Below are 15,110 nucleotides of genomic sequence, written 5' to 3'. Positions count from 1 at the left end.
TTATTATCCAGACGCCCCCCCACCAATTATAATTTGAGACCAGGACAATGAGCGAAGCGTTAAAGATTCTTAACAACATCCGTACTCTGCGTGCACAAGCACGTGAATGCACTCTAGAAACTTTAGAAGAAATGCTAGAGAAACTCGAAGTGGTCGTTAACGAACGCCGCGAAGAAGATTCTCAAGTACAAGCAGAAATCGAAGAACGCACACGTAAATTGAGCCAATACCGTGAAATGCTTATTGCTGACGGTATTGACCCAAATGAACTGCTGCAAACGATGAGTGCAACTAAAGCGACGACTAAAGCTAAGCGTGCTGCGCGCCCAGCTAAATATAAGTACGTAGACGAAAATGGCGAAACGAAAACCTGGACAGGCCAAGGCCGTACTCCAGCAGTGATTAAGAAAGCCATTGAAGAAGAAGGCAAATCACTGGATGATTTCCTGCTGTAATAGTCTTAATTAATTTATTATTACGATAAAAATACCCTCCTATTATAGGGGGGGTATTTTTTTAGCTTCCTTCCAACAAATCCATCATAGTTGAAATTCTCACCTTGGCCATCGGTGAATTTACATACAGTCAACCAAGAACAACTAACCTAAACATATCGCCTTCGATAAATAAATTTTAGTTATGATTCTGATTGTATATCCATCAGAATACTCCGTTAATTTATAAAGCCACCATCATCGATATAACCGACTGAATCATTCGATAATTTTCATAAAGCATAATATTGGCGATGAACTGTTGCTAAGTCTCACTGTGTATGAGCTGAGTACAAAATAGAAACTAATTTAACTTTGTACTCACGCTTAAAATCATCTGTAACGCGCCTTACACCCGATTAATCGACATACCGCGACCAATCCCATAATAAGTAAATCCTCGACTATTTAAACGCTCTGGATCGTACAGATTGCGCCCATCAAAAATAACCGGTTGTTTTAACCGGGACTCGATCATGTCAAAATCGGGGGCCCTGAAACTCTGCCATTCAGTACAAATAATCAAAGCATCCGCTCCCTGTAGTGCCGATTCTTTAGTTCCCATCAATCTTAGGTCATCTCTTGCGCCATAAATGCGCTGAGCCTCATCCATTGCCTCAGGATCATAAGCTTGAATAATCGCTCCTGCGTTCCATAATGTCTCCATTAAAACTCGGCTTGGTGCCTCCCGCATGTCATCCGTATTGGGTTTGAATGCTAATCCCCAAAGCGCAAATATTTTCCCAGCAAGTTGTGAATCAAAATGATACTGAATAAGTTCGGCTAATTTATACTTTTGTTCATTATTGATTTGCTCTACAGCCCGTAATAGTTGTGGTTGATAACCATAACTTTCGGCTGTACGAATTAATGCCTGAATGTCTTTTGGAAAACAGGAACCACCATAACCACAGCCGGAATAAATAAAATGGTACCCAATGCGTGAGTCCGAACCAATGCCTTGTCTCACTTTCTCGATATCTGCGCCAACCCGTTCAGCTATATTAGCAATCTCATTCATAAAACTGATTTTTGTTGCCAACATACCGTTTGCTGCATATTTGGTCAGTTCTGCACTGCGGATATCCATAATTAACATACGATCATGATTTCGGTTGAAGGGCTCGTATAGTTCGCTAATTAAATCGATTACACCATTATCATTAGTATCAATACCGATAACGATACGCTCAGGCCGTTTACAATCAGCAACAGCTGCCCCTTCTTTTAGAAACTCGGGGTTGGAAACTACATTAAATGCGATGTCCTTATCACGTTCCTGTAGAACAGTTTTTATTCTTTGTTGCACTTTATCCGCAGTACCTACTGGCACTGTTGATTTATCGATAATGACTTTAGGTGCATCCATATATTTAGCAATAGTACTAGCAACTTCAAGTACATATTTAAGGTCAGCCGCACCATCTTCATCAGGGGGAGTGCCAACGGCAATAAATTGAATGGTACTGTGCGCGACGCCAGCTTTTGCATCTGTTGAAAACCGAAGTCTACCCTCCTCGTAGTTTTCTTTTACCAAAGGTGCCAATCCTGGCTCAAAAATAGCGATACGGCCTTTCTGTAGGTCAGCAACTTTGTTTGCATCGACATCAATACAAAGAACATCATGACCAACTTCGGCAAGCACCGCTGCCTGCACCAAGCCGACATAACCAATACCAAAAACCGTAACCTTCATGCAATCAATCCTCGAGTTGGAATTCAATAAGGGGCGTACTTGTCGTACCATTATCAGGAACTAACCTTAATTTAGCCTGAGGCGATACCCTTTATTGCCAGCGAATAATAAATGTAGACTAAAAATGTTCAGTCATAAGTAAGGAGGAAAGTATATCAACCGATATTTCGCACATCTTGGCTATGTACATTGATTGAAACAAATTAGGCTTATTTCACAGATTCGTTATAGAACCATTTATGGTAGGGAGGGCTTTGTGACAAATAAAAGACAGAAACACCTTAATTATAGAGGTTATTTATTGAGTGCTAGACTTAATGTGTGGGTGACTCATCAGTTGAAAGCATCAATTTTAAACGACTTCCTCCTCCCCATACTTGGCATTGCCATGCTTCACAGCGCTGACTAATTTGATTTAAATATGCTGTTTTTAATGTCCCTAAAGGCACACCACTGTTGAGTTGAATCTGATTTTTCCCTACGCTGAGATTCGCATGCAAGCCCGCCGAGACTAGAATTAAATTCTGATATTCCACATGGTAATAACCGACGAGCAAAGGAAATTGCCCATCTAAATTAGTGCGCCGTAATAGTTGATTAACCTGTTTCAGTAACGTTGACATTTGCGGTAAACGCTGCTGCTGCTGTACCAAATTTTCTTGTAAAATCCCGTTAAATAACACTCGTAACAATAATGCTGCCAGAATGCCATTATCCCCCGCTCGAGTGACATCCAGACAGTAAAAAGCCAAATCCTTGTCTGATAATGCAGCAATATCAAGTACCAACCCCGGTTGCTCAACCATTGTCAATTGCCGATAATTTACTCGACAGTGTGCAATGGTTTGTTGTGCCGGTGGTTGTAGTTGCTTTAATAGTTGAGCAGCTTCATAAGGGTTCTTACGTAGTGCCTCCCAATCCTGAATAAGCTCTGTTTCTTCAATTGCATGGGATGTAAATAATGCAGGATAAAGACAAGCCAGTACCGCTTCACGTATGCGGTTCAAGTCAACTATCGGTTTTAGTAGAACGTCCTTTACCCCCAAACGTAAAACTTTAGCAATATCAGTCATCTTATCAGTGGCCGATATAACTAATACTGGGATCTTCACCCCTTGGGTAAGTAAACGCTCAACAAACTCGATGCCTCCCATCTTAGGCATAGCAAGATCACACAGTATCAGGTCCGGAGACTGGACTTTAAGCTGCTCTAACGCCTCCAGTCCATTTCCCGCCTGATGAACCATAGCACCGAGTGAACCCAAGAATCCCGCGATGACGGTGCGAAAGACTGTTTCATCCTCAATGACTAAAATATTTTTACCTGCTAATGGTTTTTCCATGTACTGCTTCTCTTGCTAATCTTATACGTAATAGTGGCTCAAAATGATTGTTTGTGCTTGTCAGAAATTGTTATGAATGAATTTTATGGCAGCCACTTATTACTCATTAATCCCTTATTAAATGACTGAGCTGCTCAACTTTTTTATCAACGGCCAATTGTCCGGCAGCAATTGCTTCATCCGCTCGATGGAAGTCCAACATTGATATTTGTGGGCAATAAGGCTGGATTAACACATCGGGGGGATCCCCAGCCATACGATTACGTTTTAGCCTGTTCTCCAACACCTGTATTGAGGTAGACATTATTTCCATCGCGCTGGGGACCGCCTTAGTTGGGCTAACGGATATATTGGCTATTCGCGCCTTCAAACGCTGATGCCAATTTTCAGGAACACCAGAAAGTTTGCCTTCAGGGGATGTTTGTGAGGAGAAAAGATCTTGCTGAATAAGATGTGCATCATGCTGTAAGTCAACTGCTATTACGATATCAGCCCCCATTGCTCTGGCCAGAGAGACAGGAACAGGATTAACTACCGCACCATCAACCAACCAATAGCCACCAAACCAAACAGGAGAAAATAATCCGGGCATGCTACACGAAGCCCTGATTGCCGATTTAATATCCCCTTCAGTAAACCATAACTCACGACCTGTCGTTAAATTTGTTACGACTGAACCAAAAGGCAATTTACACTCTGCAATATCCTGCACTGCTATTATTTTGTTTACCGCATTAAAAACCCTCTCCCCCCGCAGCAACCCACCACGGTGCCAGGAAAAATCCATCAAACGAATAACATCCCAATATTTAAATGAACGAACCCAATGCTCCATCGCATCCAAGTGGTCACTGGCATAAGCAGCACCGACCAGCGAACCCACCGAACAACCGGCTACAACGTCGATTTTTACGCCCATTTTTTTCAGCGCGTTAATGACACCAATATGTGCCCATCCTTTAGCGGCTCCAGCTCCAAGAGCCAGTCCAACCTTGATTTTTCTCATTTTATTTCGTCCATTTTCAATCAGTTTGGCACTTTATTCATCAAGCGAACAAATCAACTCAAGCTAGGGCTACCAGTACAACTCTATGGTGCTTAAATTATCAGGCTACAGCTTACCTGCCACGCAGGAGGAAAAGGTATTTTCCTCCGTTAGTTTTATAACTCTACGGATTAAACTATAGTGAACATTAATCCTTCTGGTAAATTGATACAAATAGTTTACATTTCATTACTAATGATATAGCGGCACGGCAGAGGGATATACTGTGAATATTGAAATATGCTAGGCCGATCTGTTTAACCCTGATCTTATTGCATTGATTGCTCAATTAGATGCGTATCAAACAGCACTCTACCCAACTGGGAGCAATCATGCAGAGTCAATTATGAGTATGCGTCAGATAAAGACATTCGTTTATATTGCCAGGCTGGAAGGGCAGGCTGTCGGGTATGCTATTCTTTCTCTGCTTGAAAATAGCCCCTGAAATTAAACGCGTATTTGTCACCCCAAACTATCGTGCCAGTGGGATTGCAGGTCGGTTAGCAGCAACGTTGATTGGTAGATCTAACCAATTAAATTTAAAGGCTATTTATCTAGATAACGGGAATTTATCAATCTGAAGCGGTAAAGCTATATCAACGATTAAGCGTCGAGCTTACATCTGAATTTGCTTGTTACCAAGACGACCCATTGAGTCTATATATGGTGAAATCGTTGAATAGCAGTAACTAAATTGATAGGCAGAGGAGTAATATGCAATTAATTTATCAAGCGGTAATGTGTTAGCTTTTATTTTTCAATAACTGATATAAGAATGCAAAATGGCCACCATAATGGTGACCATTCAGAATAAATACTCAGGATCATACCGATCAACAGTTACCTGGTAATATAAAGCTCGATAAATAGATAATCGCATATTACGCTTTCATTTCACTACCAGCTTTCGATGGCTACAGTGCTATTAACTATATGTCGGACTTGAGCCAGAATATTATGAATTCTTACGGAAAATCAACCGTTGATGGTGCCGAATGAGACACTCATTTTTTCGAACAGTGCGATGACTTTATTGATCAGCTTCATGGGTTGCTCCTGTAAATATCATTATTTTTTTGTGACACACATCACAATTGCCAAGTTACGCCATAATGAAACGCCGGTCAAGTATTTTTGTGATGGTAATCACAAAACTTAATTTTAGTGAGTATCCTCAGAAAATGATCAACTTTGAACCTCAACTCGCGATTAGGTAAGATAGTCCCATATTGATAACTATTTTACTTGCCCATCCCTATCTGTAACTGACCTATCATCAGTAGATATAGCGGCATTAATGATTTTTTCGGAGAAATTTTGTCAGAACCGTGCCCATGCGGCAGTGCCCTGGAATACCAGGTATGCTGTGAACCCTATATTCTTGGTACTCAGATTGCGGCTAAGCCTGCAATTTTGATGCGCTCCCGTTATAGCGCCTATGCAAAAAAAGATGTGGATTACTTGGTTAGAACCTGGCACCCCGACTGCCAGGCCCAAGAGTGGCGATCAGGGATAATCCAAAGCTTTACCAATACTTCATGGCACGGATTAACAATACTCAATGAAATGGCTGGCACTCATGATGGAGAAGCCTTTGTTGAGTTCATTGCCCGTTTTACTGATACCAGCCTTACCGATACAAATACTGCACAGATCAGCACGATGCATGAACGTTCGCGCTTCCTTCAAATAAAAGAACACTGGTATTATATCGACGGAGTCCGGCCATCCGTGCGTAGAAATGATATATGCCCTTGCAGTTCGGGGAAAAAATATAAGAAATGCTGCGGACGTTAACAGTAAAAACGTTTCATTACTGACGACTGACCGTAACATCACACTTTTACATAACATCAAGTACTGTTAAGACAGGATGTACCACCTTATGCCACACCAGAATGTTCAAAAGAAAGTGTTACGCACTATTTGTCCTGATGCCAAAGGTTTAATCGCAAAAATCACGAGTATCTGCTACAAGCATCAGTTAAATATTGTACAGAATAATGAATTCGTTGATCATTTGACGGGTCGTTTTTTCATGCGTACCGAGCTTGAGGGTATTTTTGATGACGCTACCCTACTCGCAGATTTGGACGATGCATTACCAGAAGGGACTAACCGCGAATTACACACCGCGGGGCGGCGTCGTATTGTCATTATGGTCACGAAAGAAGCGCATTGCCTGGGCGACTTATTAATGAAGAGCGCCTATGGTGGCTTGGATGTCGAAATTGCGGCGGTCATTGGTAACCACGATGCACTCCAGAACTTGGTCGAGCGCTTTGATATACCTTTCCACCTAATCAGCCATGAAGGTATAACCCGTGATCAACATGATCAGCGTTTGATTGAGCAGATTGCACAATGTCAACCCGATTATGTTGTACTGGCTAAGTACATGCGTGTACTGACGCCAGCCTTTGTTCAGCGTTTCCCCTACCAGATTATTAATATCCACCATTCATTCTTACCAGCATTTATCGGCGCTCGCCCTTACCATCAAGCTTATGAACGAGGGGTGAAAATTATTGGTGCCACCGCTCACTACGTCAATGACAGCTTGGATGAAGGCCCAATTATCATGCAAGATGTGATTCATGTTGATCATTCATATACTGCTGAAGATATGATGCGAGCTGGACGTGATGTGGAAAAAAATGTTTTGAGCCGTGCTCTGTATCGTGTTTTGGCGCAACGTGTTTTTGTGTATGGTAACCGTACGGTTATTCTGTAAGCACACAATAAATAGATATTTTTTGTCCATATAAGCATCGCTGAGAACAAAAAAGCATCGAACGAATTATTTTTTTCATTTCACGTCTTTACAGGGGCGTTTCATTTGATATGATGCGCCCCGCTTACCAAGACAGTATTGCTAAGTAGTTAGGCCAGTGGTGGGGTTCCCGAGCGGCCAAAGGGAGCAGACTGTAAATCTGCCGTCATCGACTTCGAAGGTTCGAATCCTTCCCCCACCACCATTAAGTTTCAGTTTAGTCCATGTATTCTGCTATAAAGACCACGAACTCTGTGGTGGGGTTCCCGAGCGGCCAAAGGGAGCAGACTGTAAATCTGCCGTCATCGACTTCGAAGGTTCGAATCCTTCCCCCACCACCACATTGTCTAGTATCTCAAACCTCCCAGCATACAATTAATTAAAATAGTACTCACAGTGGGGAAGGTAAGAACCTTCGATAAGGTTCGCGCCGAGCGTAGCGAGACAACGACGCGCAGCGGCGGCCCGAAGGGTGAGGAACAACGTGACGAATAATCCTTCCCCCACCACCACATTGTCTAGTATCTCAAACCTCCCAGCATACAATTAATTAAAATAGTACTCACAGTGGGGAAGGTAAGAACCTTCGATAAGGTTCGCGCCGAGCGTAGCGAGACAACGGTTAATAGCTGGGGCAGTTTCATATCAGTGTGTAAATATAATCAATGAGTTTATTTAATACACTTGAATGTGAACGTGATTTATAAAAATATAACTTATTCTCATTATTAAAACTTGATAAATTTATAAATCCCAGCTTAGAATCACCATTAAAATCATCCATTATTGAATCTGTAATACATATATATCTACCAGAGTAGATAAAATTCAAGCAACAAGCCAAGTTATCCACCTGTCTAACACTAACTTTATCATATTGTTTTTTAACTGATTTTTCAAGATTCTTAACAAAATCACTTCTATATAATGTCGGATTACATAACCAAACATTCTTATGAAGAATATTTATAACATCTTGACTCCCATTAATTATATCTTTACGGCCATAGATACCAAAACCGCTGTCTGGTATTTCATTTAACAGCATAAATCGTTCACTGGAAATTTTTTCTGATGAAAGAATAAGTGAATTTCCATCATAGTCTCCAATTTCATCAATGTTTTCATAGTAAAATTTAATTATATTAGCTTGAATGTTATTTTTTTCAGCCACTTTATACAAACTTGTCAAATTTTCACTTTTACCCCAATCATAGTAAATATTGATGACATTGGATACATGACCGGTAAGGTGTTTTTTAGTGATTTCTTTTTCTTGCTGATACAAATCTTTCAGATCATTATACAAAACTTCACCATCCCTCGTTAAACTCATACCAAACTTCTCTCTTTTAAAAAGTCTTTTCCCTATTATAATTTCAAAGTCTTTTATCGACTTAGCCACTGGCGGTGTAGTCCTGTTCATCACTCTTGCAGCCTTACTCAACGAGCCATTTTCGACCACAGCCATAAAGGCTTCTAGCTTTCGAGATAGAAACATAATTCACTAATCCTTTGTGTTAATATTTATCAGAGAAAAACGACAGGTCTGCCTATATTAATAATACTAGCTGTAGATATAGTTCAATATTCAATAAGTTAATTGCATAAACTTTATTTATAATAATTACTTGATTAATAATAAAGATATTATCGCGCAAAAACAGCCATCTAAACCTGCATATTCAATAATCATGCATTAAGTAAACGCGTGTATTAACATCTCGATATTACACACACTTTTAACAGACAAATCACCGTAGTTCCATGATATTAAATAACTATTTTTTATTCTCCCTGTTACAAAATTAGTTAACACACCCAGTTATGATAAAAGATTCATCACCATCAAAAACGAATAATTCGTTGAGGATGAAAAAATAAATAACATTTTAGAATACCCATTTCAGGCCGGAATAACATCTGATGGCATTATATTTTTATATATTAAAGATAAAAATATTACATTATAGTGAATGGAGTTTTTGAATAACATTTCGCATTTAATTCTCTATTAGACCATTTATTTAAAGAAGAGAGCGTCATATCATAAACTATTTCAAAACAACCATTAATGAATAACACATGAAATTAATGAAGAAGTCAGAGAGTCTGGTTTAAATAAAAATGATTTATCATTATCTATTACGATAATGATAAATCATTCGCTTTCTTTATTCACTGCTGACGCATTACATTTTTATTCTGTATCTGCTAATATTTGAGATCATTTTTTAGCAAAAAACGGTGCTAACCATGAAGTTTGTTTCTTTTAATATCAATGGCCTACGTGCTCGCCCTCATCAACTGGCCGCAATAATCGAGCAACATCAACCAGATGTTATCGGACTTCAGGAAACTAAAGTACACGATGATATGTTTCCCCTTGATGATGTCAGTAAGCATGGCTATCACGTTTTTTATCATGGGCAAAAAGGCCATTACGGTGTTGCACTGCTAACTAAACAAGAACCTTTAGCTATTCGCCGTGGCTTCCCTACTGATGAAGAAGATGCTCAGCGCCGTATTATCATGGCTGATATTGCAACGCCACAAGGCCCTTTAACTGTTATTAATGGCTATTTCCCTCAGGGAGAAAGTCGCGATCATCCGATAAAGTTTCCTGCAAAAGAACGTTTTTATGCTGACTTACAGCAGTATCTGGAACAACAGCTTTCAGCGGATGCTCAGGTGCTGATTATGGGAGATATCAATATTAGCCCAACGGATCTGGATATTGGTATCGGTGAAGAGAGTCGTAAGCGCTGGTTGCGCACCGGTAAGTGTTCATTCCTGCCTGAAGAGCGTGCATGGCTAGAGCGTCTACAAAATTGGGGCCTGGTTGATACATTCCGTGCAGCAAATCCTGATTGTAATGATCAATTTTCTTGGTTTGATTACCGTTCACGGGGCTTTGATGAAAATAGAGGACTGCGTATAGATTTATTATTGGCAAGCCAACCACTGGCAGCCCGCTGTATTGCAACAGGTATTGATTACGAGATCCGCGGGATGGAGAAACCATCAGATCATGCGCCAGTATGGTCCGAATTCGCGCTCTAATAACGTTGGTGATAAGCCCTGTTCAAATAGAGGGCCATTTATTAACAGTACAAACCAGCCACCGGCGTTGGATAAATAAAAAATGATTGATGTCGTCGCCGCAATTATTGAACGAAACGGCAAAATTTTACTCGCGCAACGAGACGCAGACCGCGATCAGGCTGGATTGTGGGAGTTCCCAGGTGGGAAAGTTGACGCTGGTGAAAGCCAACCACAAGCGCTAATACGTGAACTTGCCGAAGAGTTAAATATTGAGGCGATGGTAGCAAGATATATCGCCACCAATCAGTGGGATTCGGAGCAATACACCATCCGACTACATGCCTGGCACATTGACACCTTCAGTGGTGAGCCAGTGTTACATTGTCACTCAGCTATTGTCTGGCTGGTGCCAGAGGATGCTTATCATTATCCTCTGGCACCAGCCGATATCCCACTATTGGATGCTTTTATTGCACTAAAACGCCAGGTACTAGCGGGTTAATCTTTTCCAGATCAGTGGATTAGTGCCCACCACGCTAGAGTCACGCACACATTGCAAGACTTCGCCTTCTACCCGTAATACAGCGCCTTCCGAATAATTCTGATTTTGATAAATACAGCAGCGTGTGCACAGATTATTGTTAGTGTTACGGTTTGATGAGTTATTCCATATCTCTGGAGGCAGGGGGACGACAACATCAACATTGTTACGATTAGCCATTGCCGCACCGGAAATAAACGTAGCAAAACTAATACAACCCAGCAGTACCCATGTTCTCATGACTTATTCTCCTTGGCCTTAGATGGTGTTTTTTTACGCTTAGTTATCGTTCCAGAAGGTGCTGCTGGCAATCCGCGAAAAACCTGAGGTGATCGATTTTGCTTTGCCTGACCAATTAAATCCTGCAATGTCGCCACCAACGGTTGCATAAAATCCTGATATCGACAGTTTTTTTCACTGATTTGTGTCAATGTCGACTCCCAATGTGCCGTCATATCCGGCCGAGCCGCAATATCGGGTAACGCATGAATCAACGCTCTTCCGGCCGGGCTTGCATGTATGTAGCGCCCTTTTTTAAATAAGAAAGTGCGTTTGAAAAGTAGCTCAATAATCCCGGCTCGCGTCGCCTCAGTGCCCAATCCATCGGTGGCTCGCAGCACTTTCTTTAGCTCTTTGTCCTGTACAAAACGCGCAATTCCCGTCATGGCAGATAACAAGCTAGCATCGGTAAATGGCCTTGGTGGCTGAGTTTGACGCTCCACAACCTCACCATGCTCACACAATAGCTCAGCGCCTTTCTTGACCACTGGCAATGGCGCGCCTTCGTTTTCCTCATCACGTTCCTTGCTGCCGAGCAAGGTACGCCAACCCGCTTCAGCCAAAAAACGCGCCTTAGCGACAAACTTCCCGCCGGCAATATCCAATTCAATAACACATTTACGGAACTGCGCATCAGGGCAAAACTGCATCAGATATTGCTGCGCCACCAAGCGGTATACTTTGCCTTCATCGGTGGTCAGATTCACTTTACTTGCCCGGGCCGTTGGGATAATTGCATGGTGGGCATCGACTTTTTTGTCATCCCAACAACGATTGCGCCTATCACTATCCATTACATCTAGCGGCAATAAATCTGCCTGATGAATACTGATAGCATTCAGCACCGAATGACGCCCAGCGAAATGCTCTTCTGGTAGGTATCGGCAATCTGAACGCGGATACGTAATCAATTTGTGCGTTTCATATAAACGCTGACAAATATCCAGCACTTGCTGAGCACTTAGAGCAAAGCGTTTGGCCGCCTCAATCTGTAAGGTTGATAGGGAGAAAGGTAACGGTGCTGTTTCTGATTCCCGTTTATCATTATAAGATGTAACAAATGCGGGCTGGCCCGTGATGCGGGTCACAACGTGCTCAGCTAATGACCGGTGTAATAAACGCCCTTCTTCATCCTGATACGACTCACAGGAGCCGCTCGGCTGCCATAGCGCGATAAAACGCTCATCAGCAGGGGTGACGATATGGGCTTTTACCTCAAAAAAATCTTTGGAGATGAAGTCTTCAATTTCTTCATCACGGCGCACCACCAGCCCCAATACCGGTGTTTGTACCCGCCCTACTGACAAAACACCGTCATAACCCGCATTACGCCCAAGAATGGTATAGGCGCGTGTCATATTGATGCCATACAGCCAGTCAGCTCTGGCACGGGCCAAAGCAGAAACACATAATGGGATAAATTCACGATTATAACGTAAACGCTCCACAGCACGTTCAACCGCTTGTGGGTTTAAATCGTTAATCAGGCAGCGCCGCACATTTTGCCGTTTCTCTGCCACCAAATCGAGGTAATCCAATACCTCATCAACCAAAAGTTGCCCTTCGCGATCCGGGTCACCGGCATGAACCACTTCATCGGCCTGCTGTAAAAGTTGTTTAATAACATTTAATTGCTTACTGACCGAGGGCCGTGGCTGTAATTTCCATTTTTCGGGAATGATAGGTAAATCAGCCAACGACCAGCGTGCATAGCGGCTATCGTAAGCATCAGGCTGGGCTTGTTCCAGCAAGTGACCCACACACCAGGTCACCATTTGATCACTACCACAGGCAATGAATCCATCGCCTCGACGATGCGGCTTTGGCAAAATATCGGCAATTGCCCGCGCTAAGCTGGGTTTTTCAGCAATAAAAAGTCGCATCATTCACCGCACGAATACATCAAAGGAAAGGACATCAAAGAAAAGGTCATTCTGTAATCTCAATCAGCGCCCGGTGGTTATCCACTGAACTTAGCTCGCCAATCGGGCTGAGCCTCATACCATATTGAGCAGCAATCGCCTGTATTTGTGCCTCAGCCTCAGGTAATACCGCGAGCAGCAAACCACCGGAAGTCTGTGGATCACATAATAATTGTTTTTGCAGATCAGACATATTGCCAATCAGATGACCATAACTGTCAAAGTTACGCCCCGTCCCTCCCGGCACACAGCCGGCAGCAATATACTCTTCGACCGCAGGTAACCGTGGGATGACAGAGAAATGTAGCGTTGCCTGAACACCGGATCCCTGACAAATTTCACTCAAATGCCCCAGTAGACCGAACCCAGTAACATCAGTCATCGCCGTGACACCGGGGATATGGGCAAAGTCAGCACCCGACTTATTCAACTGGCACATAGTTTCGGTGGCAATTCCTTGATGCTCAGGACGCAATTTGCTTTTCTTTTCCGCCGTGGTCAGAATACCGATACCCAGCGGTTTGGTCAGAAACAGTTTACAACCCGCCTTGGCTCCACTGTTTTTCTTAACCTGCGCCGTGCTGATAATACCGGTAACCGCCAAACCGAAAATCGGTTCTGGTGCATCAATGGAATGGCCACCTGCCAAGGAAATACCCGCCTGCTGGCAAACATAGCGCCCACCGTCGATAACCTGTTGGGCGATTTCTGGTGCCAATTTATCTATTGGCCAGCCCAGTATCGCAATCGCCATAATCGGTTTGCCGCCCATCGCATAGACATCACTAATGGCGTTAGTGGCGGCTATTCGGCCAAAATCGAAAGGATCGTCAACGATCGGCATAAAAAAATCGGTGGTACTGATAATACCGACACCGTTACCAATATCATAAACTGCTGCATCATCACGGGTTTCGTTTCCTACTAACAGCCGGGGATCTAGCCATTTTTGTTGCTCAGTATGCAAAATTTTATCCAAAATTTTGGGTGAAATCTTGCAACCGCAGCCGGCTCCATGGCTGTATTGAGTAAGACGTATCGCTGGCGATGTCATAACACTCTCCCGTCTGATGGTCAGTAATAAGCAGTTAAATCAATAAGTCAGTAATTTGGTCAGGAATAATGCAGATAAGGCAAAACCCCAGGGTACCTATGGTAGCGTCTATAACGTGGTTTGGTAAGTAGATAGCCACTGCCGGGCAGATAGGTTGCTCACAAAGCAGGCGAAAACGCAGCTTGTTGTCGATAAAAAGCACAAGCTGCGATGTATAACCTGAGAAATAACCTATAACTCTTAGAAATGGCTAACAAAAGCAGTGTAATCCGGTGGTATCACTTTGGTCGCTGATTTTAATTGTGGTGTCCCAAGATAGAGGAAACCGACAATTTCATCTTGTTCGCGACAGTCAAACGCCTTACGAACAACCGGATGGTGAGTCCAGGAGCCGGTACGCCAAATGCCATTAAAGCCTTGAGCCAGCGCCGCCATCTGCATGGCTTGCACCGCACAGCCGGCTGAAACCACTTGTTCCCAATTGGGTACTTTGGGATTTTCCGTGACATGGGCGATGACCGTGATAATCAGCGGCGCGCGGAAAGGAGCCTGCTTCGCTTTTTCCAGTACAGCTTCATTGGCACCATCCTGCTGAACCGCTTTTTGTAACAATTGACTAAAACGCTCCAGACCGTCATTTTCGATTAAAAAAAAGTGCCATGGTTGCAATGCGCCATGGTCAGGTGCCCGCATGCCAGCATGGATTATATGGTCCAATGCCTCACCCATAGGGGCTGGAGCAGCTAAGCGCGACGCCGATCGGCGGTTAAGTAACAGTTCTAACGCATCCATTATATTCTCCTGATAACGATTTTCATTTTCAGCACGGTAGCATAAGTTATCATTTTGTTGCCAGTGTTGACCTTTCGGCTAGGCTTAACAGTGATTTAAAGCTGACTTTTGTTCGTCAGGTCATTA

At 42.8% G+C, this 15,110-nt stretch carries 14 protein-coding genes, 2 tRNA genes and 1 other RNA gene; 9 read left to right on the top strand and 8 right to left on the bottom strand.

The features are described 5' to 3' along the window. The first annotated feature begins 47 nt into the window (after nt 1-47). Entirely contained in the window at nt 48-455 is a 408-nt protein-coding gene (gene hns, locus AEP37_RS01340) for a histone-like nucleoid-structuring protein H-NS (RefSeq protein WP_049608678.1), read from the top strand. A 388-nt stretch (nt 456-843) separates the two neighbouring features. Here the strand turns inward: hns and AEP37_RS01335 are convergent, their stop codons facing one another. The 3 genes from AEP37_RS01335 to rssA form a co-directional block, all read right to left on the bottom strand. Beyond that, entirely contained in the window at nt 844-2,190 is a 1,347-nt protein-coding gene (locus AEP37_RS01335) for a UDP-glucose dehydrogenase family protein (RefSeq protein ID WP_049608675.1), read from the bottom strand. 314 nt (nt 2,191-2,504) lie between these two features. Beyond that, entirely contained in the window at nt 2,505-3,533 is a 1,029-nt protein-coding gene (gene rssB / locus AEP37_RS01330) for a two-component system response regulator RssB (RefSeq protein ID WP_049608672.1), read from the bottom strand. A gap of 106 nt (nt 3,534-3,639) precedes the next feature. After that, nucleotides 3,640-4,539: a patatin-like phospholipase RssA gene (gene rssA / locus AEP37_RS01325; protein WP_049608669.1), complete on the bottom strand. Its 900-nt coding sequence runs from the start codon at nt 4,537-4,539 to the stop codon at nt 3,640-3,642. A gap of 449 nt (nt 4,540-4,988) precedes the next feature. On the opposite strand from rssA, the gene AEP37_RS27835 reads away from it, so the two are divergent. The 6 genes from AEP37_RS27835 (at nt 4,989) to AEP37_RS24135 (ending at nt 7,863) form a co-directional block, all read left to right on the top strand. Continuing rightward, the gene (locus AEP37_RS27835) at nt 4,989-5,159 is read left to right on the top strand and encodes a GNAT family N-acetyltransferase (protein ID WP_408068314.1); all 171 of its coding nucleotides are present in this window, start codon (nt 4,989-4,991) and stop codon (nt 5,157-5,159) included. 736 nt (nt 5,160-5,895) lie between these two features. Beyond that, nucleotides 5,896-6,375, top strand: coding sequence for a YchJ family protein (locus AEP37_RS24125; protein WP_053101921.1), 480 nt, complete (start codon nt 5,896-5,898; stop codon nt 6,373-6,375). A gap of 88 nt (nt 6,376-6,463) precedes the next feature. Beyond that, entirely contained in the window at nt 6,464-7,312 is an 849-nt protein-coding gene (purU, locus tag AEP37_RS01320; RefSeq protein WP_049608665.1) for a formyltetrahydrofolate deformylase, read from the top strand. Nucleotides 7,313-7,471: 159 nt separating this feature from the next. After that, nucleotides 7,472-7,556 (top strand) — tRNA-Tyr (locus AEP37_RS01315). A 51-nt stretch (nt 7,557-7,607) separates the two neighbouring features. Further along, a tRNA-Tyr gene (locus AEP37_RS01310) sits at nt 7,608-7,692 on the top strand. Between the two features lie 44 nt (nt 7,693-7,736). Beyond that, nucleotides 7,737-7,863: non-coding RNA, RtT sRNA (locus AEP37_RS24135), on the top strand. A gap of 128 nt (nt 7,864-7,991) precedes the next feature. Here the strand turns inward: AEP37_RS24135 and AEP37_RS01305 are convergent. Continuing rightward, nucleotides 7,992-8,852 (bottom strand): LysR family transcriptional regulator, encoded by an 861-nt coding sequence (locus AEP37_RS01305; RefSeq protein ID WP_049608662.1) that lies wholly within the window; start codon nt 8,850-8,852, stop codon nt 7,992-7,994. 755 nt (nt 8,853-9,607) lie between these two features. Between AEP37_RS01305 and xthA the strand changes: the two genes are divergently transcribed. Together xthA and AEP37_RS01295 are read left to right on the top strand one after the other, a co-directional pair. Next, on the top strand, nt 9,608-10,414 hold the full coding sequence (gene xthA / locus AEP37_RS01300) for an exodeoxyribonuclease III (RefSeq protein WP_049608659.1): 807 nt from the start codon (nt 9,608-9,610) through the stop codon (nt 10,412-10,414). A gap of 82 nt (nt 10,415-10,496) precedes the next feature. Continuing rightward, a complete protein-coding gene (locus AEP37_RS01295; protein WP_049608657.1) occupies nt 10,497-10,898 on the top strand; it encodes a pyrimidine (deoxy)nucleoside triphosphate diphosphatase in 402 nt (133 codons plus the stop codon). Here the strand turns inward: AEP37_RS01295 and AEP37_RS01290 are convergent. The 4 genes from AEP37_RS01290 to AEP37_RS01275 form a co-directional block, all read right to left on the bottom strand. Beyond that, the gene (locus tag AEP37_RS01290; RefSeq protein ID WP_049608655.1) at nt 10,887-11,177 is read right to left on the bottom strand and encodes a DUF1496 domain-containing protein; all 291 of its coding nucleotides are present in this window, start codon (nt 11,175-11,177) and stop codon (nt 10,887-10,889) included. The genes AEP37_RS01295 and AEP37_RS01290 overlap by 12 nt on opposite strands. Further along, on the bottom strand, nt 11,174-13,099 hold the full coding sequence (locus tag AEP37_RS01285) for a DNA topoisomerase III (protein ID WP_049608652.1): 1,926 nt from the start codon (nt 13,097-13,099) through the stop codon (nt 11,174-11,176). The genes AEP37_RS01290 and AEP37_RS01285 overlap by 4 nt, the downstream gene beginning before the upstream one ends. A gap of 46 nt (nt 13,100-13,145) precedes the next feature. Next, nucleotides 13,146-14,192, bottom strand: coding sequence for a selenide, water dikinase SelD (selD, locus tag AEP37_RS01280; protein ID WP_049608649.1), 1,047 nt, complete (start codon nt 14,190-14,192; stop codon nt 13,146-13,148). A gap of 240 nt (nt 14,193-14,432) precedes the next feature. Next, the gene (locus tag AEP37_RS01275; protein ID WP_049608646.1) at nt 14,433-14,984 is read right to left on the bottom strand and encodes an NAD(P)H nitroreductase; all 552 of its coding nucleotides are present in this window, start codon (nt 14,982-14,984) and stop codon (nt 14,433-14,435) included. Nucleotides 14,985-15,110 lie beyond the last annotated feature (126 nt).

The organism is Yersinia pekkanenii (assembly GCF_001152565.1).
Taxonomy (GTDB): Bacteria; Pseudomonadota; Gammaproteobacteria; order Enterobacterales; family Enterobacteriaceae; genus Yersinia; species Yersinia pekkanenii.
Note: the sequence above shows the minus strand (reverse complement) of the source record. Positions and strands in the feature narration are given on the sequence as shown.

What these genes read in the sequence shown, in the direction of transcription:
- hns (WP_049608678.1), top strand. Translation starts at nt 48, where the DNA reads ATGAGCGAAGCGTTAAAGATTCTTAACAACATCCGTACTCTGCGTGCA.
- AEP37_RS01335 (WP_049608675.1), bottom strand. Translation starts at nt 2,190, where the DNA reads ATGAAGGTTACGGTTTTTGGTATTGGTTATGTCGGCTTGGTGCAGGCA.
- rssB (WP_049608672.1), bottom strand. Translation starts at nt 3,533, where the DNA reads ATGGAAAAACCATTAGCAGGTAAAAATATTTTAGTCATTGAGGATGAA.
- rssA (WP_049608669.1), bottom strand. Translation starts at nt 4,539, where the DNA reads ATGAGAAAAATCAAGGTTGGACTGGCTCTTGGAGCTGGAGCCGCTAAA.
- AEP37_RS27835 (WP_408068314.1), top strand. Translation starts at nt 4,989, where the DNA reads ATGCTATTCTTTCTCTGCTTGAAAATAGCCCCTGAAATTAAACGCGTA.
- purU (WP_049608665.1), top strand. Translation starts at nt 6,464, where the DNA reads ATGCCACACCAGAATGTTCAAAAGAAAGTGTTACGCACTATTTGTCCT.
- AEP37_RS01305 (WP_049608662.1), bottom strand. Translation starts at nt 8,852, where the DNA reads ATGTTTCTATCTCGAAAGCTAGAAGCCTTTATGGCTGTGGTCGAAAAT.
- xthA (WP_049608659.1), top strand. Translation starts at nt 9,608, where the DNA reads ATGAAGTTTGTTTCTTTTAATATCAATGGCCTACGTGCTCGCCCTCAT.
- AEP37_RS01295 (WP_049608657.1), top strand. Translation starts at nt 10,497, where the DNA reads ATGATTGATGTCGTCGCCGCAATTATTGAACGAAACGGCAAAATTTTA.
- AEP37_RS01290 (WP_049608655.1), bottom strand. Translation starts at nt 11,177, where the DNA reads ATGAGAACATGGGTACTGCTGGGTTGTATTAGTTTTGCTACGTTTATT.
- AEP37_RS01285 (WP_049608652.1), bottom strand. Translation starts at nt 13,099, where the DNA reads ATGCGACTTTTTATTGCTGAAAAACCCAGCTTAGCGCGGGCAATTGCC.
- selD (WP_049608649.1), bottom strand. Translation starts at nt 14,192, where the DNA reads ATGACATCGCCAGCGATACGTCTTACTCAATACAGCCATGGAGCCGGC.
- AEP37_RS01275 (WP_049608646.1), bottom strand. Translation starts at nt 14,984, where the DNA reads ATGGATGCGTTAGAACTGTTACTTAACCGCCGATCGGCGTCGCGCTTA.